The organism is Paenibacillus sp. FSL R7-0340 (genome assembly GCF_038002205.1).
Taxonomy (GTDB): Bacteria; Bacillota; Bacilli; order Paenibacillales; family Paenibacillaceae; genus Paenibacillus; species Paenibacillus polymyxa_B.
This window is the reverse complement of the sequence record NZ_JBBOBY010000001.1, coordinates 477667-502853: the sequence shown is the minus strand read 5'-3', so window position 1 is coordinate 502853 and position 25187 is coordinate 477667. Positions and strand designations below refer to the sequence as shown.

The following is a 25187-nucleotide window of genomic DNA, read 5'->3' as shown; positions in this document are numbered from 1 at the left end:
GATCTTTTACTGATCCACCATCGTGAATTCCTGACCCTTGCGATCTATATATTCTGCTATCTCCGTAATTGATTCTTGATACCAGCGATTAATCCGATCTAGCGTTGCCGTTGCACTATGCGCAATTGGGGTCAAAGACTGACTTTCACTTGTCCCGATATGAGCCTGAAATAACTGGATGGATGCTCGGGTATCGCTAGAGAACCCATGCAGGCTGGAACGCATCTGGTTAGCCGCATGCTTTAGCTCCTCAGGTGTTAATTGAATTGTGCCCCCATTTTTGTTGCCCACAAAATATGCCCCACCATGGGTGCGACCATTTTGCTGTCCTTCTCCCATCAGATTCACTCCCAGTGTAGTAGCAGCAAACTGCCCGAAAGCACCCATTTGTCCACCGTAGCGTTCAACCAGGTCGCCCATGACTTCCTTGAGTTCTGCTCGCGCGGCCAGCATTTGCTCGTACGCCTGCACCCGTGGATTGCCTTCCACCAATTGACCGTCCATGGTGTACAGTGGATTGCTGATATTGCCATTTTCATCAAACGTAAAGTTTCCCATGCTATGAGTGTTCTCTCCACCTAATACAGAATTATAGAATTTGGTGAATGCATCTTGCTGCATCATAGGCAGCGTAACCGGGACAAAAACAATTGGGGACCATTGAGGACCAAAAATAAGATCTCTTAATTCATTATTTTTTTTAAGTGGAACTGAAACAGGAATAGTAAACTTGGCCGCATTGGCAGTCTTATAATCACTCCCAATATGATACGTTTCCCCCACATGTTGATTAGCTTTAGTAGCTCCCCCACCAACGCTATCTCCGGGATGGGCAAAAGCCACATTAGTCTTCTTGAATTCTCCTGCTTTCACCCTCTTTTGAAGATCTTCAGGCAATAAATGTACAATACCCGGAGCAGCAAAACTCACGGATGATAAACCATTTTTCACTGCAATATATTCTGCTTCTGCACCGCCTAAAGAATGGCCTGTCGTAGAAATTTCGGAAGCGGGGTACTTCTTCTTCACTTCGTCATACAGTGTTTGGGCTTTTGTAAACTGATTATCTTGATACTGGGCTTCATAATGTTGAAATGAGCTTTGTACCTGTGGGGGGAGCTTTTTTATCTCTTCTTGATTATTGGCATAATAATCGTGAACTTGATTTAAAGTTTTTGCTCGTCCGCCCACAACATCGCTAATGTCCGTTCCTATGTCCATCGCTCTACTCCATATTGGTCTTCCCCCTGGTTCAGTTCCCCTATATCCTATAATCACCTGATTGCTATTCTCATTGTGAAAAACGGTCGCATCAAATCCAGAACCGTTCGTGTCATGTAATAGTTTCTCGTCTAAATCAACAACCTTCCAACCGGGAATATCTTCATTTTTATAAGTCTTTGGATCAATATCCAATAGGTAAGCCTCATCTGCTATCTTCCAGTATGTTTTTTCGCTAATATACTGCAACTATTACCCCACCTTGTCTAATCACCTAATATATTATAAAGTTAGAAAAAGTTGATACTTTCAAAAAAGGAGCATCAAAAATTGAAAAAGAAAAAAATTTGGGTTACTGCTCTTATCTTATTCTTCATCCTAGTAGGAGCTCTCTATTACATGCAGTACGCATCAAATGTAAAAAAAGAAGAAGCCGTTAGAGCAGGTATACCTATTGGAAAAGAGTACATCCAAAAATACTATAGGGCTGATTTCATATTTAAGAGTTATGACTATATAGGGAGCTATGTTAATAATACGGTTCATCTAATCGGCTATATAAAAGGGCATGAAGGTCAATCGATATCTATTGCTTACGATTTTGAAAAAAAAGAAGTGCTTAGTGTAACCGGACCGGATTGGTTCATTGACAGTCGATACCCTAAAAAGAATGTTCCACCATTTTAAAAATCAAGATTTGTATGCAAAAAAAAAGCATATATGATTCATTCCAGTTCAAGAATATATTTTTCCAATCTAAGGAAGTGAAATCATTATAATACTTCCTGTTTACTTGCGGTATAGTTGAAGGTGAAAATAAGTATAAAGTCGTTGGTTACTGCATTTCTGGTCGTGGTTCATACCTAATAACGATTAGGACTTTGTAACTGGATGTTAGAAGAAATTTGCGTATATGAACATAATTTTTAGAGGTTGTATTGAGCTAATCCTTATATTGGCTATAATGATCTATTCTATTATTAACAAACAAAGCAATAATGTTCCTGGGTATATAAAAGGGGATAATAAGGAGAAGAATACAACTTGAAGAAGAAAAAGGTTTGGGGAAGCATCCTTATATTACTTTCCATCCTTGTCGGAATCTTTTGTTACATGCAATATACAGCAAATACAGAAAAAGAAGCATACGTTCAATCTGGCATACCCATCGGAAAAGAATACATTAAGAAGTATTATAATGCCGATTTTATTTACCAAAATAACGAGTTTATTGGCAGTTACGTTAACTCTACCGTTTATCTCCGTGGCTATATAAAAGGGCATGAGGGTCAGATAATCTCACTAAATTACGACTATAAGAAAAAAAAGGTACTCTACGTAACTGGACCGGATTGGTTCATCGATAGTCAGGATCCCAAGAAGGACGTATCTGTTCCATAAAATAAGATTCGCTTTATTCAGTAAATAAGTTCACTCTTCCATTCTCAGGAAGCAATATCATTATAATGTATTATATTTATTTCGAGTATCAATCGGAACAGAAATGAGGACAAAGTCGGAGAGGATTGTATTTTGGTGATAGTTCTTACCTAATAACGTTTAGGACTTTATAGCTGTATGTTAGGAGAAGATTACGTAAATGAACATACCTTTTAAGTTGTGTCTAATATTTCTATGACGCCGCTTATTCTGACAGGATTCGGTTTCTCAGTACCTCAAGAAAAAGAGTTATAGATGTCGCAACTCCCATCGGCATCAACCTTATCCACTACAAACTACGCTATATTAGAGGTCACGGGAACAGCAAAATTACCATTCACTACACTTATTAAACTAATGAAGTGATCAAGGTTTCTGGACCGGGTTGGTTTGTTATTGGTTTATTAATAGTAGGGTTATAGATGAGGATGCTCCTTATTCCTAAGAAAGCGTGTAGCATATTCACTCCAATTCTAAGGAGATTAATTCAACTTGAAAAAGAAACAATTATGGCTTTTTGTCTTTATATTACTTGTCATTCTGGTAGGAGTCTTCTATTACATGCAGTACGCATCGAATGCCAAAAAAGAAGAAATCGTTCGAACAGGCATGCCTATTGGAAAAGAGTACATCAAGAAATACTATAGGGCAGATTTCATATTTAAGAGTTATGACTATATAGGTAGCTATGTTAATAACACGGTTCATCTAATCGGTTATATAAAAGGGCATGAAGATCAATCGATATCCATCGCTTACGATTTTGGAAAAAAAGAAGTTCTAGATGTATTAGGACCGGATTGGTTCATTGACAGTAGGAATCCTAAAAAGAATTAGAATATTGAACCATGATTGCAGAAAAGGCTCCTTAGGAGCCTCTTCCAGTCGTCGTTAGTCCCCACCTTTGGTGCTATGCTTAGTTACATGAATAAAAGGATATTCTCCTTTGCTAATTTTACGTTTCCATTCTTGAATCATATCTTCTTGGGTAGGCGGTTTCTCATTCACGATTGCTCCTGTAGTTACTTTAGCCATATTCTTTACCCTCTCACGATGGATTAGTTATTGCGTCTTTATCTTTTCTCCAGTCATTTTGATGTTACCATCCATTTCTACCAAACTCGTTTTACATTTTAAACCGATAGCATCCTTCGCGGTGACCTGAATTGTGTTCCCCGCATTGAATACCAAATTTCCATCAGCCTTAACACGGATGTCCTTTTTACTCCGCAATTCGATGCCGTGGTCATCCAACAGTCGAATCACCACTTCATCGTCGTTCCCCGTGATTAAAATTTCATTTTTCTCAAAAATAATAGCTTTGCGGTACTTGGTCATAAAGATCTTCGTGGACGGGTCCTGAATAAAGTCGCCCCCTTTGGATCTCTTGCGGATCGAGTGAGTTACAATGGCGTCCTTTTCTTTAGCGGTCGGAAAGTAAATGTCTACAAAATCAAATAGCTCCGGCATACAGTACCATCCTGTATTCCCTTCCGATGTATAAAATGTAGCCGTTGGGAAAGCGTAGGTTTCCTTGACATTCGGCTTGACCTTATCCATTTCATAAAAGAAAACCTTCACATGATCCTGCTCGATTCCAATAACCTTCGATTTTAACGAGATACCACGAATGCTTTCATTTACAATCAAATCCTGTTTCATTCCATCCGCTGTAGTCAGCACATATTCATGCCACAAAGCACTATGTCGTATAAACGCAACAGACTGCAGGACGTATAAAGCTTTCCCTTTAAATTTAACCTCCGCCCCAATTTGCAGCAGGACATCTCTAGCCCCTGTCGTTTGCACTTTATAATATAAAAGATTGTCATCCTTGCTGGCTCCTGGTTTGGTTTTTCTGGTCATCGAGTAGTTATATTGCTTTAGCTCCCCTTGATTGACACCATCCGGTAATCCAAAATAAAACTGAGGTTTTTCTCCAATCGGATCAGGTATTAGTCCCCAACCAAGCCGAGACGCTATACGTTTTAGAAACGACCAGTCCGTTTCGTCGAATTGCATCGTAAATTCCTGTAAAAGCTGATCTTTTAAGCGGCTCGTACAATTGGCTTTGGGATAGGATTTGAGTACATGTTCAAGTAATGCCTGCACCTTCATCTTCACATTTTGAAAGGATTGTCTATGAAGCACTTCATCCAGCTGGCTTGTATAGGAGAGGGCCTCGACAACCAAATAGGCTACATTGGACACCAACTTGATTCTGAACTGCGTGACTAATCCCCTAAATAATACACTCTGCTTTTGATCATCATTCACATAAGAAACGACTAACTTCGCCCCTGCCTCCATATGATCTGTGTACTCTTCCATTTGGGCACCCGTTAACACACCTGTCAAAAAGACTTTCACATGCTCATTCATTTTCTGTACAACTTTAACTTTCGGATTTTTAAGAGATAAAACCGTTCCATTATACTTGATGATTGGATATCCCATGTTACCGCTCCTCTATGTCGGTTAGTTTACGTTTATCCGTTGTTTGCTTACGTATTGAATGACATCTTTAATGGTTTGATTATGTCCCTGATCGTTGAGAGCCTGATCTAATGCAGGGAGCGTGGTAAAGGTTTTATTTTTTTTCTGAAAATATATGCTGGCCATAGGGAACTCATCAACTCTACCAGGTCCATGAATCCCGTTGTCAACATTGGCAATGATGATAACATCCTTCAATCCATCCTTATTCACATCCTTGAAGGCCACTGCTTCTACTCCTCCGTAACGTGCAACCCACTCACGGTTCCCGTAGAAATCAGGGAATGGATATAGAATATGTCCTTGGTCATCCAATAGGAAGAAAAAAAATTTACGAAGACCTTCCGGATACCCATATGTGGATACAAACCTTACTTTCCCAAAGCCTTCGAGAGTAGTTTGAAAAGACTGCGACTCTGCAACTTCATATTGGTCAGTATCCAATTTCCCACCACCAACATCGGAAACAGACTGATCCACAACTAAACTTAACTCACTCCATAGTTCCTTATTTTGCTTGATATTATCTGGAATTTGCGCAAGACGAATCTCATACTCTGCATGGTCCCCTACCACATGTGCCATAGGTACACTCATCCCCACCGAATCATTTGTGAGATAACTAAACGATTCCATTTCTACTTCCGCAAGCGAACCTTTGGTTACATCCGCGTTTGCTAACAGTTTAATCAAATCATCTTTTGTAAAATCACCGATTAACCCTTGTTGCTCTGGCTGAACAGCTGTAATCTTCCCGCTTTTTATAAGCTCAATAAAAGGTTTCTCGACCTTTACCAGATCCCTCAATCTTATTCTTGAAGCCTGCTTCATATCCAGATTCGTCGTATAAAACATATGACTAGGATAGGCTGCGTCCTTCACATAATGAATACCCGTATATTGAACACTCAAGAATCGTTCACTTTGTTGTTTGATCTCATAATCAATTTCAACATGGACTCCAGAATTGGAATCCGCATAGTCATGTAATCCTTCTAAAGCATCAGTCTTAAGAATTTTGTTTAAAGATTTCTGCTTTGCAATATCCTTGAGTTTTGTAATTTGAGGGTATTTAATCACGATCCCATTTTTTGAATATTCCTCTTGAATAAGTTCATAGCTTTGCCGTTCACTATAAGTATTCAAGGCGCTGCTATATTCGGAATCAATACGGACTTCTCCACTTTTGGAGAACTCAATGATAAGGTTCTGTTCAGAATCATCACTGTTTATGAAGAAGCCATCGCCGTGGTCTAAAACTCCGATACTCATGCTATCATGTTGTCGACTCTCTAAAATAATAGGCTCATTCATATCCCTGTTCAGTTCCCACGCATCAGGGAGCTCCATCTTACCTACATTTATGATTTTCTCCGTCCACTTTTGTCCAGACAACTCCCACAAATCCACAAATATAGGGTCTGGGTGATATATGGAGACATACCCCCCTAACCACAACTGTATTCCGTGCTCTGAATCTCGAACCACAAAATCTGTAGTCAATTCTGGCCCGCCATCCTCAATTATCTGGGCGTGTACAAGTTGCCTCGAACTCCACCACTGAATAAATGTGTATTTATCTCCGATCGTACCTGTCACCGTTTTAGGTGCTCTATAATTCATAACCCTAACGTTTAGCCGTCCACTTTTTAACTGAAACGATTTTGTTAAGATAGTGAGATTGTTATCGAACTTTTCTACTAATTCTCCATCCTTCATCTCTACACTTTTTGGCTCGTTTAACAACAAATTAAATTCCTGTGTGAACTCCTCAAGCTTGTTTTGTCTGACATCATAATCCATATTCTCATTGTTGACTATATGAAGTTTTTTCACTAACGTGTCCAGCTTTTTCGAATAGGAAATCGTTTTATCGTCATTTTGGAGAGAAAGCGCATGATTTGTTTCAGTTGCTGGAGAATCCTGTTCCTTCATGCATCCATTTAGCACTACACAGGAAATGAGTAGTAATAGGATGCAAGAAGCTCGCCCGTACTTCAAGTAATTCATGCTGCATATCACACTTTCTACAATTTATCGTTCATCTCTATACTCATAATCTTCCACTTGCCTGACTGCTTTTCTAACGTAAATAGAAGTCCTTGGTTTGATTCCTCTTCTTCTGAGCTACTCTTTACCAAAAACACCCGCTGATTAGCCTCATAAGCAATCTCTTTTACATTCAAGTCTAATCCTGTATAGTCCATAGCGGAAAAATCTATGATATCTTCAAAATGATTTTTCGGGCTTGCTGACAACGCAGTGAATTCCGCCATTTCAGGCAAGTGTATCAAAAAGCGATTCATAAGATAATGATCTTCCAAATAATTTTGGATAATATCTTTAGGAACCGTAGGGTATACAAATTTTTTATTCTTATTTTCATATAGGACTTTTGTTTTTTCGGGTCCGCTGCTATCGAATTTCTGATATGTCATGATTGTATGTTGTTGAGTATCCTGAAAACGGTAATAACTCACATCCTCAAAAACACCATCTTTATTAATATCCTCCAGCTTCCTGCTTCCTTGCCCTGTTGCTTCTGGATAATTGTAATTCAGGTTGCTAATTCGGTTATGGTCTAAAGTAAATATAGAGAATCCTTCGGCCTCATCCACTTCGCTAGTGGAATATACTACGATAAATTTTTGTTCTGTTTGATCCAACTTCATGATCTTCACATCTTTATTAAGATGCACAACCATAACTGGGTCCTTTAATTTATCAATGATGTGATAACCAGCATCCTCCCGGACTACAAATATGGCGTCAATTTTCTCTTTTTCTAATCCAAAAGCAAGCACGTAATCCGGCTTTCCATCATGGTCCAAATCTTCTTTTAATATTTTCTGAAGCTGCTCATTTGGGGGTTGGATTTTCTTTATAAACTGATCTAATGTGTTAGAATCTATGGCGTAATTTTCATTTCTTTTATTAATCGGATTCACAATATTGCTATTCCGATCTTGTTTTTGAGCAGCAGACTCTGGTTCAGTCACAGCTTTTTTCTCTATCATTTGAGTGCTAGGTTTGATGGGATCAACTGCTTGCTGCTTCTCATTCGTAGGTTGTTCAGAACATCCATTCAATAGCAGACTAAATAACAATATTAAAAATAGTATTGTATTTTGTTTTATAAAGTTGATTTCAAAAAACTCCCTTTTTGTATTAATCACTGTACGTTTATTCGTTGTTTGCTTACGTATTGAATGACATTTTGAAGTGTTCGGTTATGTCCAGTTTGATTGATACTCTTATCCAATTCAGGCAGGGTAGTGTATGTGTTATCTTTTTTCTGAAAGTAAACCCCTGCGACAGGCAGTGTCTCTATTCCGTGTGCATTAACTCCGGTGATATAATCAGCAATAATAACAATATCCGTACGTCCATCCTGATTCAAATCCTTAAAACTTACTGCTTTGATCCTATCAATCATTTTACCGTTGTTACCATAAAATTCGGGGAATTCGTACAGGATCTTGTTTTCCACATTTTTGTCACTGTTAACTTCCAAAAAAAACTTTGCTTGAATCAGATCATTCGTATCCTCATCTTTTAAAGTGGATATAAACTTTACTTCTCCCCATCCATTAAGAATGGTAGTAAATGATTGTTCCCTTTGAATAGTATATGGTTCTAGATCAGGGTCGGGCTGAGCATCCTCTTCTACATAATCAGCACTACGTTGCTGTTCTATGGATTTCTCCATATTATATTCTATGAAGATATTATTTACTTTTTCCGTTTCAGTATCCCACTGAATCCTCAAATGTAAGCCATTCTTGGAATAAAGCAGACTCCCATTTGTTACAATACTCGGTTTGCCATAGAGCTGTAGTACTTTGCCAAGGGTATCACCGATCTTCAAGCCTCTTTTTGTTTTAAACTTGGGATTCTCCAAACTCACGGCTACTAAATAGCTTTCACCATCCACCAGTTCCTCCCCTTCAAGTTCAATCTTAGATAAAACTACAAATCTTATTTCTGGCTCCTCATAGTTAGGATAGGACAGACTCCATCTTCTATATGTTCCATTCCCACTATTATATCCTCTATTGTTAGCTTCAAATCCTTCACTGTAACCCCACTTATGGATAAGTTCTTTAATATCCGTATTCTTATCAATCTTATGTGATCGATATGAGACCTCAAAGTCGTCGTCCTGAAGGGACTCCGGATCGGCAGAAGCAATATTCTGGGCTTTTTCGACTTTTTCACTTCGATAGTTCCATGTGCTCTCGTCTTTGACGCTAACTGTTTTCTCACTTTTATAATTATTGATACTTGTAGAACCGCACGCAGTTACTCCAAAAATCATTATAAGCATTATAATGCAATAACCGTAACTTGGTTTGTACACTTCTTTTCCTCATTTCGAATTGTGATTTATCTTTCACCGACGATACTCCACTCATTCGTATCATTTTTTCTGCTATCGTTACCATTTTGGGTAGGTTTAAATTTAAAATTAGGAAGCTTAATACCTTCGGATGCAGCAATTTTCTGAGTTACACTTTTATCAAGACTCAACAAATATTGTTCATAGTTAGAAGCTTCATTCCCACTAAAGGTATTGTATATTTTCCGCACACTCTCACCCCAACGGTTATCGCTAGCGTATATGCCACATTCAACTCGCTTAGATTTCATTCTAAGAATCGGCGTGAACCAATTACAGTATTGGAAAACATCTCCTTTGCCTGTAATACCACTCAATTTATTGTTTTTTACTACTGCTTGCCTAAATTCCTGACCATAATATATATATCCTAATATTTTCCCGAATATCAGGCTATTGGCTTTCATCAAATCTTTGGCATAATTAGTTTCAGCACCATGCTCACCATCAGCCGCCCTATTTGTACTACTAGTGTTAAAACTTCCAGTTCCTTCTTGAACAATAATTGCTAACAAAAAACGGGGATCAATCTGAATATCATATGTTTCTTGTATCTTCTTTGTAGCTTCCCATAAACCATGCAACTTTTCCTGATTCCATTTCATTTTGGTGAAATTTAATGAGCGTCTTTTGAATGTTTTTTCAGCTTCAGAACTACCGTTATATTGAAATTCAGCAGGTATCCATTTTCCAGCCGGAGTCTTTACGTTCGTTTTTGTAGGTTCATCTTTCGATTCGGTGGTAACGGGTACTTCTGGTGGTGCTTTAGTACTCGTATCAATCAGACCTAGCTTCTCGCGTATAGCTCGTCCCGCCTTCTCGGCAGCCAGCTTTTCCCTGATATCTCCACTTGCCTCCGCAGTCATCCAACCAACGGTTTCTTTTTGCATTTGCTCTTGAGCCCACTTGGGGAATGTGGCCATTTCGCGTAATTTGCTTCGAAGTCCTTCTGCCAGTTTTTGCGCTTTACGCATACCTACCTCGTCACCATTGACTTGAGCAATATACCAATCTTCTTTGTATTTACGCATCCAGGTCTGGGCCCAGTCTGGGTAATTTAGTTTTTGTTTTTTCTGTTCTGCTGCAAGATCAAATGCCTGTGCTTTCCTGTGTGCATTAGCAGTTGTTAAAGCTCTCAACATAGGGGTTGCACCAAACGTTGGCTCTTTCCATTTCATATGTCTTCTCCTTTTTTACGAATACTAAAAGAACCGTATCTCTGACATACAGGTATCGTTATATTTGCTTCCTCGCTCTACGGCCTCAATCGTTATTTTCACGAAAGAGGTATGAATGGGGTTATCAAGAAATTCGTTTCTTATAAAATCATTATCTATCATCATGGTCTGCCCGTTTGAAAACTCTAGTTTCATTCGTTTAACTCTATTATTTGCTTGGAAAGCTTTGGATGACTTAGCTAAACCATTAATAAGCTCAAACCCCTTCAGTTCTTGCATAGAGCCGAAATCAATTTTGATCCACTCCCCGATCCCGTCTCCCTTAACCCCTTCGCACCAGGCTGTGCTCGCATCTCCATCCATGATGTTACGGGCAGCATAGGAGTTCCCTGCCTGATCTGGAAGTGTAGATGAAGCAACAATTTTCTGTGCCGGAATGCTTTTCCGATATTTCATCAAATCCGTTGTAGTTTGTATCCATTGTGTAGGGGACACGTTATAGCCTATCCTATGGAATACATTGGAGTATTTTATAGGCAGACCTGTTGGGATGTCTCGTTGTTGCATTTCACCCTTCGAGTTCAAATAAGCAACCCTGTGATTATCCGAGGTTATAACAGGAGAGTTTGTGGCTTTCATTAATAACCTCTTCTCTCCTGTTCTGATATTGAGCAAATACGTCTTATCAAGATCGTAAGAAGAGAGCAGTAAATTATCGTTATAAAGCCACTGTTCAATCTGTATGCCGTCTAATCCTGACTTGATTTGTTGGATTAGCTTGTTCTTGGACAAGTCATAGATCAATATATTATGGTTACTATTGACAAGGGCAAATTGGTTACTGTCAGGTGAGAACACGGGAAGAACGAGATAGTGGCCATCGTTTAAATGTCCTAATGCTTTCGTTTTCTGCATCTGATTTATATAATAAAAAAAGGCAGCATCCTCTGTGTAAACACACTTCCGAAAGTCAGGAGACATAACGGCGTAGTCCCTATTCGGCACCTTAAATTCAGTTATTTTCTTTGTGGTAGACAGATCAAAGATTTTAATGATTAAATAATCCAAATCCTGCGATTCTCTACATAAAGCGATATGTTTGCCATCATCCGAGAAACCAGCCAGATACAACTCATTTTCAGGATACGCTTCACCTTCACTTGCATGTAATTTACCTATAATGTCATCTAAATCAATATAGGTATTACCTGTAGGATCATCCATATCAGCGAGATAATCTATAGGCATGTTTCCATTTTCCGCTTCAAAGAGCAACCAATTTACAGCCCTTTTTGTTGGAGGAAGTTTCTCGGACTGAGAGACAGAAGCATGAGTTTCATTCCGCTCCTGTCCTACTTTTCGGCTCTCGTTCGATTGTATACAGCCACATAGCATGGAAAAGATTATGACGAATAACGCAATTTTACTTATCCACACCGCAGTTTTATTTCGCTTTCTACTGCTCATCACAATAACTTCAGCTCACCTATACAAGTATTGGGGAAATCTGTGCCATTTTTCACTTTTAGAATAGTAATTTTAACGAAAGATGTCCGTATGGGTTCATCGAACTTGAAGCGGGTGTCATTATTCTCAAGCACCACAGATTGTCCATCCGAAAAATCAAGTTTCATTTTTTGGATTGTATTCACGTCTAAATACTTATTGTTAACTCGTATAATACCGTCAACCATCTCCATACCTCTGACCTCTTGAATTGAACCCAAATCCATAGTTACCGCTTCTCCTACTCCGCCTCCCTTCGTTCCTTCACACCAAGGGGTTAAATTATTATCGTCCGTTAAATTGTTCACATTAAAAGAATAGTTACTCTGATTAGGAAGTGTGGAAGAGGCCGTAACCTTTTTCACTTTGACCTTGTTGCTATATTTCATATAATTGGTTTTTGTTTCGATCCACTGTATTGGAACTACCCAGGTTCCTTCACCACTTACAATGGACGAAATATCTTCTTTTTTTCCACTAGCTACATCAATCATGAACATTTTTACAACCTCATCATCTGCCAGAACCAATTTTTTTTGATCTGGGGATAAAATAAAATCGCCCTCATTTTTAGTTATAAACTGTACTTTTCCAGTGTGTATATCTAGTGAATAAATATCGTTTATGAAAGTATTATCTTTTTTATAAGTGGTATAAATAAGTCGGTTCTCCTGATCCCATTGCATAATACTCGAGACATCAGTGCCTGCAAGCAGAAGCTTCGTACCACTATCACCGGATAGATCAAGCATTACGATCCCTGTCTGATCATCAACAAAACATAACTTGGTGTTATCCGGTGAAAACACTCCCTGAGCAATATTACTAACATCCGCTTTGCCTTTGTTAGTCTTCAATTCTGTAGTTTTTTTACTTATTGCATCATATAAATACAAACGTCCGTCCATTACGTATAGATATTTGCTTAAATCAGAAGAGATCACAGGATATTGAGCCGTTGGCGGCAATTTAAACTCTCGTTCTTTTTCTCCCGCATCCAGATCGTACACTTCAATAATGAGCATCTCCTCTGGTTGCTCCCCATAAACATCTCTGATAATCGACATACGACTGCCGTCACTTGTTATTTCCCCAACATATACTTGTGAGCCACGATATTTTAGACGTTCTTCCCGAGTTTGCATGGTGTCAATCAGGTCGTCGATACGGATATTAGTTTCTCCAGTAGGATCATCTAAATTGGTTAAGAATTGAACTCGATCTTCTACGCCTTCCTGACCATTCAAAAGCCAGCTTGCTTGCTTTCCATTCCCCTTTGCAGCATCCTGATTGACCTTAACTTCATTACTTGATAGTTTATTGGGGGACTGCGAAGATGTATTGTCCTCTCCTATGGTTGCTGTACATGCAGATATCAGCACTGAAAAAACAATAATCAAAACTACTTTTATACAACGCATGATTTCTCCTCTCTTCTACACTCTCTATAAAGTTTCCTCATTAAGCGGGTTGGCTCAGTTCCTTTATACGATTCTGTACTTCCTTATCCCTACTTATTTTTAATGGATCCATCGTCTTGGATAATACGCCTAACTGCTATTACGTTTGTATATATACGACCGTAAGACCCCTTCCAATCTTTGCTTAATTTATCTATCGTTACATTATGAGAAGGCTTTTTATCTGAATCCATTTCACTAGGCTTAGTTGCGTTACCATGCTCGTGAATAAATTCCCCGTTCCCGATATACATGCCTACATGATTCGGTTGTCTCCCCGTTCTTTTTTTCCAATCAAATAATATTAGGTCACCTAACTTCAGGTTTTTATAATCCCCCTTAGAGCGTAAACTTTGGTGGTCAACCTCTGTCCCCCGATTGATTTGGTCTCTTGTAGTACCGCCTATACGCACATTTAATATGGTAAAGTACACCGAGGAACTAAAATCAGAACAGTCCATATAAATAGGTGGATTGTTGGGGTCCAGCTTCATCGTTGTAATTTTAGTATCCATACAGTAAGGAATCTTGCCTAAAAACTTCTTAGCGAATTCTACAATTGCTTTCCTTTTTTCCTCGGCAGAACTGTTGGATGGAGTAGGCTTTGGTTCCTCCTTCGCTGGCTTTTCAGGAGTAGTCGGCGGCTTCTTGCCCGGTTCCGTTTTCGTTGTTGTCGTTGCTGGAATTGTTGGCGTTGCAGCCTTGCTAACCTTAGGCCATGGAAGGATACCATTGGCTACTTGATGCAGGTACACTGCGAGCACATCACGACCATAGCCCTTATTCTCCAGGCCGTATTTTTTCGCAAAATCATGCAAAGCGGCGTTAAGCTCCTTATCCCAATCGCCTGTAGTTGGTAGCTTGTACGAGAAGCTGTCTGGATACTTCTTGGCAAGCTTGTTCAAATTATCTCTGGCAAGCAGGCTGTTCACGCCATACTTACTCCGCAAGGCGGCAGCTTCCTTAGCAATAGCCTTTTGATCGGCGATGGTCAGCTTATGGGCCGCATCTGCGTATTGTCCGGACAGCTCCTCCAGCCGATTCGCATCTAGATAGGATTTGGCTGAATGACCACGAATCAGCTCGTTGATTAGCACGTTGTCACGCAGTTGGTTCGCGAGAAGATGCATCTGCTTTTGCTTGGCTTTGTCGTTGGCTCCATGCGCTTCCCACCACTGGGACGTGTATTCATGCATTTGCGCTCTGGCCCAGGCAGGCATACGATCTATTTCTGCCACCTGCTGACGCAATTGCTTGGCCTTGGCCGCTGCTTCCTTGGCCCCCTTTTTGTCCCCGGCTGCCACGGCCTTGTAGTAGTCCGTTTTATATTGAAGCAGCAAGTCCTGTACCCATTGCGGATATCCCTTCCCTTTCAATTCTTGAACTAGGGATTTATAGGCTTTCAGCTCTGCATCAGGCACCTGATTTTTCATGAGCTTACTAGCCTTGATATGAAGCGTTCCATCGGTTCGGATATAGCTGGTTTTGCACGTCAGAGTTATTTCGCGAGTAGCGGTCATCTGTACCTTTTTGCCGTGCAGCACCAAGTCTGTATCAGCGTGAAAGGTAAGATCGTGATGACTATACACGTGAATACCGGAAGCAGGATTTAAGCGTACAAGTATCTTTTCTTTTTGGGTGGAAAGTGCCACTTCTTTGTCGTCGAATCTCGCCACTTTTTGAGTTTTGGTATGAAACAGCTTTCTTGACGGCTTGCTGATTTCATCTTCTTTGTAGTCTCTCTTACGCAGGGATTGAACTACACGAGCTTCCTTTTCTTTGTTAGATGGAAAATACAAATGAACATGGTCCCCTAGCTCGGGCATGCAATGCCAACCGATTCCATCACTGGTATACATGGTGGGGTAAGAAAACCAGCACCCCTCAACTTTGGACTGCACATAGTCCACGGACAAGTGCAGTTTAACGGATTCGTTTTCACCATCTAACTCTATGACTTTCCCTTCAATAGAGGTACCTTTGATTAACGGGTTATGTATAACCTCCCTCGGAATACCTGCTTCCGGAACGAGAACGTAGCCATATGTCATGATGCCTTGCTTCATCTCTGCATGAATCTGATTAATAACCCAATGCTTTCGTTGAAACACGACGACATCTCCAAGTTCAAAACGCTTCGTATCCTCCACTTCAGCATATGTATATTCTGGACCTGACTTTGTTTTTTGGAGGGAAAAGTTAATGCTACGCAGTTCACCTTTCACCTGTTCTTTTGAGGTACCTAACCATAATCTCGGGAATACGGATGTAATCTCGGCAATGAGTCCAGTTTGCTGATGAGAGGCCATTCTTTTTAGAAACTCCCAATCACTCTCCCCATACTGGATAGTAAAGCCGCCCAGCTTTTGATCGCTGTCCGTCAGGTCAATAAAATCCCCGTGTGGATAGGCATCTATAAGTTCGCGGAACAGTTGATAATACGTCAAGTTGCTATTTTGAAACGAACGATTTTTCCGTTGTTGATCCATCAGATATGTAAAAGAGGCAGCCTCTATGTACATGTGATATACGCCATTTTTGAATGCAATTCTAATATTGGTGACAATTCCTTTAAAGATGCTAACTGTCCCTCGCTCTTTATCCGTCTCATATACCTCTAGCACATCTTCATCGTAAGCTAATCCATCATACTTTGCATGATCCTCATCCGGTATGAGAGCAGTGATGTACACCTTGCCGTGCTCATTTATCTTCTGTGTCAATTCAAAATCAAGCAGCCTGATAATTTCATACGGTGCATTCACTCTAATATTTCCATAAGTCAGCATAGTTCCTGCCAGTCCCATCTTACTCCCCCCGTTTGCTTTTCATATGATGCAAATCCTACAATCTGTTAACTATTCCTGCCCGTCTGTGGTGAACGAGATTTTTCCACACCACATGCATAAGTTCGTGGAGCAGCTCATAAGAGCCGGAGATTGATCTACGTATACATCCTTTTTCCCATTCAACCAAGGCATAGAAACGCTCGGTTTGCAGGGCAGCGGAATGATTTTTCCGGAATTTCCTTTGTTAGCAGAAGAGACTGTAGGATTATGCATACTACGGCACATTCCGAAAGAAGGGATATGCGTCTGCGGGTGAAAATCCTGAATATTCCCTTGCAGTTTGTCGCCAATACTAATCCCCCTGTTAGCTGAAACACTAAATCTTCCCGTATGACTTCCATAGCTGCAATGTATCTGTGCCCCATCCACTACATAGCTCTCACTCATTCTTAGACTCTCCTTTGTATAGATGGCCCCTCTGTATCGACCTTTTGTAATTTCAAGCCTGCCAGATTGAACTTCAAAATACATTCAGCCACATCGAGGTCTACAATGATATGATGATTGGCATCCTGAACCCTGAATATTTTATGATTCTCCACTGCATATTCATCTAGAATGATTTTCTTCAGTGTACCGTCCCTATGATATTCACTACATGGTGATAAACACATCAGGCTAGGCGGATTTACCAGCCAATACCTTGTTTGCTGCATTCGCTGCATATCGGCAAAAACAACCAACTTCCAGCTTAATCCGGCCTGATATATATCAAATATTTCCTTTAGTTGTTCAGAAACGATGGATACCGGATGCTCTATAAAATCAATATAGTCCGAATCACCTGATACATAAAATTGTAAAATGGATTCTTCATCAGCACATAATGAGCTTTCTGCCCATTCCAATAACTGCCTGCGATTCGTCTCTACTGGATACATATACTCCGTAATACGATTATCCTGTTGAATCATGTAGTACTCCATAAGCTGTTGAATACACCACCTCACTGATTCCTTTATACTCCCCTATTCTTACTTCCAAATCGTCCTCGCATTTCAACGCCTTGAATTCAGGTAAATGTACAGCTTGCTGAATAGCATCTTTCGCTAATTTCAGAATATATTGATGAAATTCCCCTGTAGCCTGGAGTACAAATCGCTCGACATCAGGCTGAAAAATCTTATTCATATAGGGTTTTCGAAGCTGATTCAATTCATCCTCCACTTCTGCTAAAAAGCGGAATACCCAGCCTGCATCATAGATTCCATAACAAGGTTGAGGATCAAAGAACCAATTTTTATCATAGGCTTCGACGACATAGTTATAGTTGCGATCCATCAGATACGTGCGCCTCATAGAATAAGTAATGTATCCGATCCTTGTCTTGGCCACTTCTCCGGAATGGGCTTGCAGACAGATCGATTGAAAGGATTGAATAAAAGAAAAAATGAGCTCATCTTTTCTTTGTTCATACAAATACGCTGCTTGATGTAATTTCTGGTTCAATACATCTTCCGCATAGGTCTTATGGAAGTGTTCTAGGGCTTCCAGTCTATTCATAATTCCACCTCTGAACCTATTATATAGAATATTTACATGATATTACTGGTCCTATCCTCCTATTTTATTACACAATTTTCATATCATGAGATTACATATGAATTTATGAAAATAGAATGAAAATAATCACATTTTTTCGTGAATATGTAATGATATAAACAAAAACTCTCCAAGAAAGGCTAGCATTAGACCTAAGAAATGAAGGTTTGCGCAAGTGAATAGGTAAATGGAAGTAGAAAGATCGGTTTATAATGAAATAATCATGTATAATTAATGATACGCTCCAAAAACACATTCAGAGGATCGGGAATGGGATACACAAACTGCTAGAGTTTTGGATAACCACCACTTTGCATCAGGATTGGAGATACATGATTACTTCACCTACAGGTTTTTATAATAGTATTCAAGAGGCTACCGCGCATGTCATTGATGTGCTAAGTGGTATTTTATATGTAAACACCATTTTTATTGCCGCTAATGACGGCATTACGAATGTGATTGTAGATTCATTTAACCGGGAAGAGGTGCTCGTTAAGGAAGGGGATGTGCTCCCTTTTGAGCTTAGCTATTGTAGTCTGGTGTTGGACCATCCTGCCGATCACCTCACGATTTCAGAAACAACTATTCACCCGCACACATGTGATTTAGATGTGACTAAAACCATTGGAAACCACTCATTTACAGGAATCCCTATTCGCATGAAAAATGGTCAGGCTTACGGAACCATTTGTATCTTGGACGCGCCATCTGTACATTTGACAGAATCCGAACTGAAGGCCCTTCAGGCTATGGCTGTGTTTCTGGGTTATGTGGTAGAACTGGAGAAAGACAAGATAGATGCTGAAATCTCTTCTATGAGCAAGCTGGATTTGATATCTTCCCTGAGTAATAAAATTCGGTTTTCGCTAACCGAAATATGGGGAGCCACCGATCTCATGCTGACGACGGAGTTAACAGAGGAACAACAGCAATATATGAGCATCATGGAGTCGAGCAGTCGCTCGCTCATGACGTTATTGAGTAATATTTTGGATTACAGCACTATGGAATCCAGGCAGATTGATGATATTGAAGACCCGTTTGATCTGAGAACGATGATGGAAAATGTATTGAGCCTGTATACAGAGGTAGCCGCGCAGCGGAATCTCGAGTTGAAGCTCGACTGGAATCTCACCAGCTCGCCTATTTTTATCGGGGATGAAGCTAAAATTCGCCGTATGCTGATTAATTTGGTAGATAATGCAGTGAAGTTTACAAGCACAGGAGCTGTCACTTTATCTGCAACCACCCAATCCGTGACCGATGCACCTGAGATTGAACTGGAATTAAAGGTGAAGGATACCGGAATCGGTATATCTCCGAATAAATTGAATTTGTTGCTTGAACATGACCGTGGGTACTCTCTCTCATATGGAAATCCAGGCTTGGGTTGGCAGATTACCAAACATCTATTAAAACGAATGAACGGTAAGATGATAGGGAGCAGTGAACCTGGTAGCGGGACGGAGATAACGCTCCAGTTCACCCTGAAAATATACCAGGAGTCTGCCTAAAACAGAGATTAGCTTGTGATGATATGGCATATCCTATAATAGAAGCCCGTGACGCATAACGTCACGGGCTTTATGTTATGGGTACGTGTCACTAGGCAGTATTATCACCCTATGCCGCACGTTTGTGCATAGCCAGACTTAGTAACGTTTGGGAGCAGCCAGCTTAGCCAAATCCGCCATATACGTAAAAAAGGCCTCTGGATCTGTATCATATACCAGGTTCACAGGACGTCCATCTGCCTGTTCCACCGTTCTGCCCTGACTTGGTCCTTCTGCGATAACGCTGCAATGCACCGTCTTTTTCTTGACAATGTCCGGGCGTCCTACGGATGCAGTGGTCAGTACATCCCACAAGTAATAGGTTGAGTTCGTTTCGCTATAAACAAGCGGAGGACATCCTGCATAGCAATTGCCCAAGAAATCCACGCCTTCATATCGGCGCTCCGCAGCCCAACGATTGCGTACTGCTGGAGTTAATGGCACTTTGCTTGTGCTTTCCAGCGCTACCAGATCAATCGTAATGCCGCTTTGCCACACCCGATATGCCGCTTCTGGGTCCCAGAACACATTCCACTCTGCTGTGCCGTCATGCTCCGGCTCTTCTACATTCCCTTTTTCAAAGGTGCCACCCATCCATACCAGCTTTTCAATCTTTGCTTCAATATCCGGTGCTTCATCCAGCGCTCGCGCCAGATCGGTTAGCGGTCCAGTGAATAGTAACAGCGTCTTACCTTCAGCTCCGCGTACCTTTTCGATCAGATGCTGATGAGCTGGCAGGGATGAAAGCGGTGCTTCCATACGCCCCGATTCATTCAGTACGGGTAATGCATCCACATAGAAGGAATGTAAACGCCAAGCGGCAGGAAACGGATTTTTACCGCGTGAATTAGACTTTGCGACTTCCACAGGCCCTTTATTTTGTCCAAAACGATCAATAATTTTACGGCTGGCATCCGTCGCAGGCTCCAGGTAACCATCTGCTGGAATCACCGATACTCCGGTCAAATGAACCTGCTCCATCTGAAGCAGCATAAACAGGGATACTAGATCATCCACTCCACCATCATGATTAAAATAAACGTTTGTCTGACTCATCTGTCTCTTCCTTCCTTTATCCCCGTAAAACAGGCTTGTTCTTATCGGCAACCATCCTTCATTATGCCTGATCGCTTCACAGGAGTAAATGTGGGATAGTGCGTGAATCAGCGATTTTTTGCTTACTCCATGCTTAAGAAAGGTAGAAATGTGTGTAATAACAGGGTAGAATCGTGGGTCCTAATCGGAAGCGTATGAAGGAGAGATGCATATGACAGCCCGAACAATAGAAGAGTTGGAGCAGATCCGTAAAGAATGTAAATCCATGGTGACGAAAAGGGCTGCGGCTTCAGGTGGAGCGGTATTAGTTCCAGTTCCAGGGGCTGACGTTCTTGCTGATGTTGGCATTTTGATGCAGCTACTGCCAGCCATTAATGGAAAATTCGGATTATCTGAGAAGCAGCTGGAAGGTCTGGACGCAGAAACAAAATCCATGGTGTATGGTTTCATCACCTCAATTGGCAGCAAGCTGATCGGGCGACTCATTACTCGTGAAGCCATCGTGCAGATTTTGCAAAAAATGGGCATTCGCATCGCTACCAAGCAGGTTAGCAAGTTTGTCCCCCTTCTGGGGCAAGGGCTAGCCGCGGCAATTGGCTTTACTGCTATGCGAACCATTGGCAATCGGCATGTCGATCAATGTTATGAAGTAGCCAAACGCTTGCTGGAGCAGCGAACTGCGGCAGATATCGCGCGCAACTGGACGGTTCCACAGCAGCCTCTGGAACCTGTGGGAGTTGATCATTTGCCAAACCGGGACCCGGAAGCAGCAATTCCACTACTGCCAGCATCCACTAAAGATTAAGTCCTTCAAATTCAAGTCAATCATCCATTTCACCCACACGGGGTACTGCAGATCGAGACAGCTCCTGTATCCCGTGCTTTTTAGCCTTCCACCTTGGCTCCATAGGAGCGAGCTACCGCTACTGCCTGCTCGATATCCAGCTTGGCTCCAGTGATGTCCAGATCTTTAAAATTCACGCCATCCATCTTCGCACCGCGCAGGTCTGTTCCTTGAAGATGGGCTTTGTGCAGTCTTACTCGGGTAAGATCCGCCTCCCGCAAATCTGCTTTTTCCAAATTGCATTCGGATAAGTCAGCTTCCTTGAATCGTATTTTTCGCAAATCTTGTTTTCTTAAATCTGCATGACGCAAATTCGTATAAGACCAGTCTCCGCCCGTAATTGTGATACCATCCATATTCGCCCCTGCAAAATCTGAACCTACCAGCTTGCAGTTATCAAACCGGACTACAAACAGATTGGCGCTGGTGAACAAACAATTGGTAAAAGCCGACTCCTTATAGTGAGATGCATTCAGAATGGCTCCGGTAAAATCACAGTCCACAAAAGTACAGCCCTCCACGAGGGACTCATTCATCTCCACACCCCGAAAGCGACATCGGGTAAACTCGCAATTTCTCCACTCGCCTTCTCTGGCATCCATTGATCCAAAATCACGGGCTTCATAGACCTCATCTGTATAAAAGAACATGTTCTCTCTCCTATTCCTTATTCCTTATATTAGGAATTCAGCATTTTGGCAAGGACCGCTCAAAACCGCCTTTCATTTTTCCCAGTAAACCCTTCATCATCTTATGATCCTGCGGCGTAAACTCAGACATGCACGACCGAATTAACTTCGTATAATAAGGGACTATCTTACTTAACAGCTCTCGTCCTGCCTCCTTTAATCCGACAGTCACCATCCGCCCGTCACTCTCATGAGCCACACGTTCAATCATGCCATCTCGCTCTAATCCGTCGATCAGCCCCGTCATGGTTCCACGCGTCACATCAGCTTTTTCCGCCAACTCTGATGGTGTCATGCGATGCGGCGAATGGCAATGCAACAGGCTAAGAACAATAATCCGGCCCTGAGAAGCCCCCAACTTGCTAAAATCGGTATCCATTTCTCTGAAAATACCGTTAGCCAAGCGCGCAAATGTCACAAAAGTCTCTATATTATCCACTTCGGCATCTTCATGTCCAAAGCTACGCAGCACCCCGCGTATGGAGTCATTATGAAAATTAAAGTTCATAGTCTATCCATTCCTTCCTTAATCCCGCTTGTTCCGTCAGACGGTAGCTTTTCCATTCGTCTGGCAGCAAAGAAGCATACGGTTCCTTGGCAAAACGATCATCTACCAGGACCAACAATCCTTCGTCGTGCTCTGTGCGAATAAGTCTGCCACCTGCCTGAAGAACCTTGTTCATCCCTGGATATACATACGCATAGTTGAAACCATTCCGTCCCTGTTCGGAAAAATAATCCCGCAGCACATCCCGCTCTGCTCCAATTTGCGGCAAGCCGACGCCGACAATCACTACCCCATTTAAGCGATCCCCAGGTAAATCGACACCTTCAGCAAACACACCACCCAGTACGGCAAAGCCAAGCAAGGTGTGCTCTTGCCCAGGCTGGAAAGCCTCTAGAAATCGATCCCGCTCTGGTTCGGTCATCCCCGGACTTTGTACCAACGTATTTGCGGACACGTCCCGAAGCATGAACTCCTCATACACCTCACGCAGATATGGATAGGACGGGAAAAATACAAGGATATTTCCTTTCCGTTCTACAACCAATGCAGCCAGCATATCCGCAATCGCCCCTTTGGAACGCTCACGATCCCGATAACGGATGGAGAGCGGCAGCAGACGTACATCCCACTGCTCCTGATGGAAGGGGGAAGGAACCTGTAACGTATAATCTTCCTCGTTTGCTCCGAGCATGTCCCGGTAATAAGCAAGCGGTGTCAACGTTGCGGAAAAATAAATGGCTGAGCGGTAGCCCTTAATAGCTTGTCCCAGCAAGTGAGAAGGATCGAGGCAGAACAGCTTGACCCTCACTTCACTGCGCCCCGCTTCCACATAAGTAACGTATCGTTCATCGTATAAAGCAGCAATGCGCAGCATATTCTGAGCGGTAAAATACGTATCTAGAAGCAATGCATAAGCCGTACCCTCCCCGCTTGCGTGGCTTGTACTGCCCCCCGTCACCAGTTCACGTTCAGCTGCTTCCACAAAAGGCACCAACAGCTCCAGCACCTCTTGCGGTGCTACTGTCTCCACTGCTTTTCCTGTATCTGCATATTGCTTGCGCAGCGTAATCATATGTGCGTTCACTGCACTCGCAGCCGCAGCAATCTCTGGGCTTAGCAACTTAAATTCTCGTTTCAGTTCTAAAAAAGAAGATTTCAAAATTTCCGCCGAAAACATGTCCCGACCGCGTTCTACCAGATTATGCGCCTCATCCACCAGTACGACACCTTTTCGCTTGTGCTCCTCCAGCAATCTTTTCAAAGAAATCCGTGGATCGAAAACATAATTATAATCACTGATTATACCATCCGAGGCATACGCCACATCCAGCGAAAATTCAAAGGGACATACCTTATGCTTGCGCGCATAATGCTCAATCACCGCCCGGGTCATTAACGTCTCATTCGCCAAAATATCGGATACCGCACCGTTGATCCGGTCGTAATAGCCCTCGCACATGCTGCATGATCCAGCATCACAATCATTTTCATCCTTAAAGCAAATTTTATCCTTCGCAGTCAAAGTCACCACATGCATGTGCAGCCCTTGGGCCTGCATTCTAGCGTAAGCTTCTTCGGCTGCTGCCCGAGTCGTGGTACGAGCCGTCACATAATATACTCGCCTAACCTGGCCCTCACCGATAGCCTTGATCGCAGGAAACAAGGTGGATACCGTTTTACCAATACCTGTAGGTGCTTTGGCAAACAGGTTAACCCCTTCGGCAATCGTCTTGTACACCGAACCCGCGAGAGTTCGCTGACCCGAACGATACGTATCAAAGGGAAAGTTCAACATAGCAATGCTGGCATCCCGCTTTTCCGCATGTGCTCTCAGCAGGAATGCATACGGTGCATAACCAGCAATCATCTCTTGTGCGAAAGCTTCTAGCTCAGCAAAGGATAGCTCGCGCCTAAATCGGCGAATGTCTTCACTGTGTGCCTGTACATAAGTAAGCTGGACCTGCATGGAATGCTGTTGTTCCTCACGAGCAATCATATAGGCATACAGAAATGCTTGTGCCCAGTGTACGGGTTGACCGTCACCCTGAATATCTTCGAGGGGCAAAGAGATCGATTTAATTTCATCAACCGTCCATACGCCATCCAGCTCAATCAGTCCGTCACAGCGACCTTCAATGATAAACAATTCGTCCTTATACGAAATTTCTGTACGTAAATGTACCTCTTTGCGGTCATGCTCCTTGTAACCTTTCTGGATAACCTGATGCACGCGAGTTCCTTCGAGCATACTGCTATTCGAGCGAAAGCCGCTATGAATGCTGCCGCTCCGATGCACATACTCCACAAGAGGACGCACCGATATGTGAATTGGTTCCTTCATACGATCACCCGTTCCGGTCATAGTCCTTTCACTGTACCACGTAGATAAACGAAACGTAAGGGACATAAGAATCGTTTGTGGTCGATTGGTATTCACTCATGC

22 protein-coding genes are annotated in these 25187 nt (G+C 41.8%); 5 read left to right on the top strand and 17 right to left on the bottom strand.

The features are described 5' to 3' along the window. Window positions 1–6: 6 nt before the first annotated feature. On the bottom strand, window positions 7–1470 hold the full coding sequence (locus MKX59_RS02210) for a hypothetical protein (RefSeq protein WP_053326328.1): 1464 nt from the start codon (window positions 1468–1470) through the stop codon (window positions 7–9). Between the two features lie 81 nt (window positions 1471–1551). Here MKX59_RS02210 and MKX59_RS02205 point away from each other — a divergent pair, with 81 nt between their 5' ends. The 3 genes from MKX59_RS02205 to MKX59_RS02195 all read left to right on the top strand — a co-directional run bounded on the left by MKX59_RS02205 (window position 1552) and on the right by MKX59_RS02195 (window position 3498). Next, window positions 1552–1908: a hypothetical protein gene (locus MKX59_RS02205; RefSeq protein WP_053326329.1), complete on the top strand. Its 357-nt coding sequence runs from the start codon at window positions 1552–1554 to the stop codon at window positions 1906–1908. A 357-nt stretch (window positions 1909–2265) separates the two neighbouring features. After that, complete coding sequence (locus MKX59_RS02200) at window positions 2266–2622, top strand: hypothetical protein (protein WP_053326330.1); 357 nt, start codon at window positions 2266–2268, stop codon at window positions 2620–2622. A gap of 531 nt (window positions 2623–3153) precedes the next feature. After that, a complete protein-coding gene (locus tag MKX59_RS02195) occupies window positions 3154–3498 on the top strand; it encodes a hypothetical protein (protein WP_053326331.1) in 345 nt (114 codons plus the stop codon). A gap of 54 nt (window positions 3499–3552) precedes the next feature. Here MKX59_RS02195 and MKX59_RS02190 read toward each other — a convergent pair whose 3' ends face one another. The 12 genes from MKX59_RS02190 to MKX59_RS02135 form a co-directional block, all read right to left on the bottom strand. Next, window positions 3553–3696 (bottom strand): hypothetical protein, encoded by a 144-nt coding sequence (locus tag MKX59_RS02190; protein WP_167348641.1) that lies wholly within the window; start codon window positions 3694–3696, stop codon window positions 3553–3555. A 27-nt stretch (window positions 3697–3723) separates the two neighbouring features. Then, the gene (locus MKX59_RS02185; RefSeq protein ID WP_023990840.1) at window positions 3724–5118 is read right to left on the bottom strand and encodes a hypothetical protein; all 1395 of its coding nucleotides are present in this window, start codon (window positions 5116–5118) and stop codon (window positions 3724–3726) included. Window positions 5119–5139: 21 nt separating this feature from the next. Then, window positions 5140–7167 (bottom strand): DUF4163 domain-containing protein, encoded by a 2028-nt coding sequence (locus tag MKX59_RS02180; protein ID WP_340857506.1) that lies wholly within the window; start codon window positions 7165–7167, stop codon window positions 5140–5142. A gap of 17 nt (window positions 7168–7184) precedes the next feature. Then, a complete protein-coding gene (locus MKX59_RS02175) occupies window positions 7185–8333 on the bottom strand; it encodes a hypothetical protein (RefSeq protein WP_340857505.1) in 1149 nt (382 codons plus the stop codon). Continuing rightward, window positions 8330–9517 carry a hypothetical protein gene (locus MKX59_RS02170; RefSeq protein ID WP_071558089.1) on the bottom strand — a complete coding sequence of 396 codons (1188 nt, stop codon included), beginning with the start codon at window positions 9515–9517 and terminating at the stop codon, window positions 8330–8332. Before MKX59_RS02170 ends, MKX59_RS02175 begins: the two co-directional genes overlap by 4 nt. Window positions 9518–9543: 26 nt before the next feature. After that, window positions 9544–10734 (bottom strand): hypothetical protein, encoded by a 1191-nt coding sequence (locus tag MKX59_RS02165; RefSeq protein ID WP_071558088.1) that lies wholly within the window; start codon window positions 10732–10734, stop codon window positions 9544–9546. 24 nt (window positions 10735–10758) lie between these two features. Further along, window positions 10759–12009 carry an NADase-type glycan-binding domain-containing protein gene (locus tag MKX59_RS02160; protein ID WP_258043271.1) on the bottom strand — a complete coding sequence of 417 codons (1251 nt, stop codon included), beginning with the start codon at window positions 12007–12009 and terminating at the stop codon, window positions 10759–10761. Window positions 12010–12200: 191 nt separating this feature from the next. Then, entirely contained in the window at window positions 12201–13661 is a 1461-nt protein-coding gene (locus tag MKX59_RS02155; RefSeq protein WP_071558086.1) for an NADase-type glycan-binding domain-containing protein, read from the bottom strand. A gap of 89 nt (window positions 13662–13750) precedes the next feature. Beyond that, the gene (locus MKX59_RS02150; protein ID WP_071558085.1) at window positions 13751–16507 is read right to left on the bottom strand and encodes a C40 family peptidase; all 2757 of its coding nucleotides are present in this window, start codon (window positions 16505–16507) and stop codon (window positions 13751–13753) included. Window positions 16508–16558: 51 nt separating this feature from the next. Continuing rightward, window positions 16559–16936 carry a DUF4280 domain-containing protein gene (locus MKX59_RS02145; RefSeq protein WP_028540779.1) on the bottom strand — a complete coding sequence of 126 codons (378 nt, stop codon included), beginning with the start codon at window positions 16934–16936 and terminating at the stop codon, window positions 16559–16561. A 2-nt stretch (window positions 16937–16938) separates the two neighbouring features. Further along, window positions 16939–17463 carry a hypothetical protein gene (locus MKX59_RS02140; RefSeq protein ID WP_069080076.1) on the bottom strand — a complete coding sequence of 175 codons (525 nt, stop codon included), beginning with the start codon at window positions 17461–17463 and terminating at the stop codon, window positions 16939–16941. Further along, window positions 17447–18052: a hypothetical protein gene (locus MKX59_RS02135; RefSeq protein WP_023990847.1), complete on the bottom strand. Its 606-nt coding sequence runs from the start codon at window positions 18050–18052 to the stop codon at window positions 17447–17449. Before MKX59_RS02135 ends, MKX59_RS02140 begins: the two co-directional genes overlap by 17 nt. 371 nt (window positions 18053–18423) lie before the next feature. On the opposite strand from MKX59_RS02135, the gene MKX59_RS02130 reads away from it, so the two are divergent. Further along, complete coding sequence (locus MKX59_RS02130) at window positions 18424–19608, top strand: sensor histidine kinase (protein ID WP_023990848.1); 1185 nt, start codon at window positions 18424–18426, stop codon at window positions 19606–19608. 138 nt (window positions 19609–19746) lie between these two features. Here the strand turns inward: MKX59_RS02130 and MKX59_RS02125 are convergent, their stop codons facing one another. Then, window positions 19747–20703, bottom strand: a complete 957-nt coding sequence (locus MKX59_RS02125) for a nucleoside hydrolase (protein ID WP_013312477.1) — start codon at window positions 20701–20703, stop codon at window positions 19747–19749. A gap of 211 nt (window positions 20704–20914) precedes the next feature. On the opposite strand from MKX59_RS02125, the gene MKX59_RS02120 reads away from it, so the two are divergent. Then, window positions 20915–21508: a hypothetical protein gene (locus tag MKX59_RS02120; protein ID WP_053326339.1), complete on the top strand. Its 594-nt coding sequence runs from the start codon at window positions 20915–20917 to the stop codon at window positions 21506–21508. An 80-nt stretch (window positions 21509–21588) separates the two neighbouring features. Here MKX59_RS02120 and MKX59_RS02115 read toward each other — a convergent pair whose 3' ends face one another. From MKX59_RS02115 to MKX59_RS02105, 3 genes are read right to left on the bottom strand one after another with little or no spacing between them, the layout of a single operon-like run. Next, window positions 21589–22197, bottom strand: coding sequence for a pentapeptide repeat-containing protein (locus MKX59_RS02115; RefSeq protein ID WP_028540785.1), 609 nt, complete (start codon window positions 22195–22197; stop codon window positions 21589–21591). A gap of 37 nt (window positions 22198–22234) precedes the next feature. Further along, complete coding sequence (locus MKX59_RS02110; RefSeq protein WP_013312480.1) at window positions 22235–22744, bottom strand: MarR family winged helix-turn-helix transcriptional regulator; 510 nt, start codon at window positions 22742–22744, stop codon at window positions 22235–22237. Further along, entirely contained in the window at window positions 22734–25106 is a 2373-nt protein-coding gene (locus MKX59_RS02105; protein ID WP_034095115.1) for an ATP-dependent DNA helicase, read from the bottom strand. Before MKX59_RS02105 ends, MKX59_RS02110 begins: the two co-directional genes overlap by 11 nt. Window positions 25107–25187 lie beyond the last annotated feature (81 nt).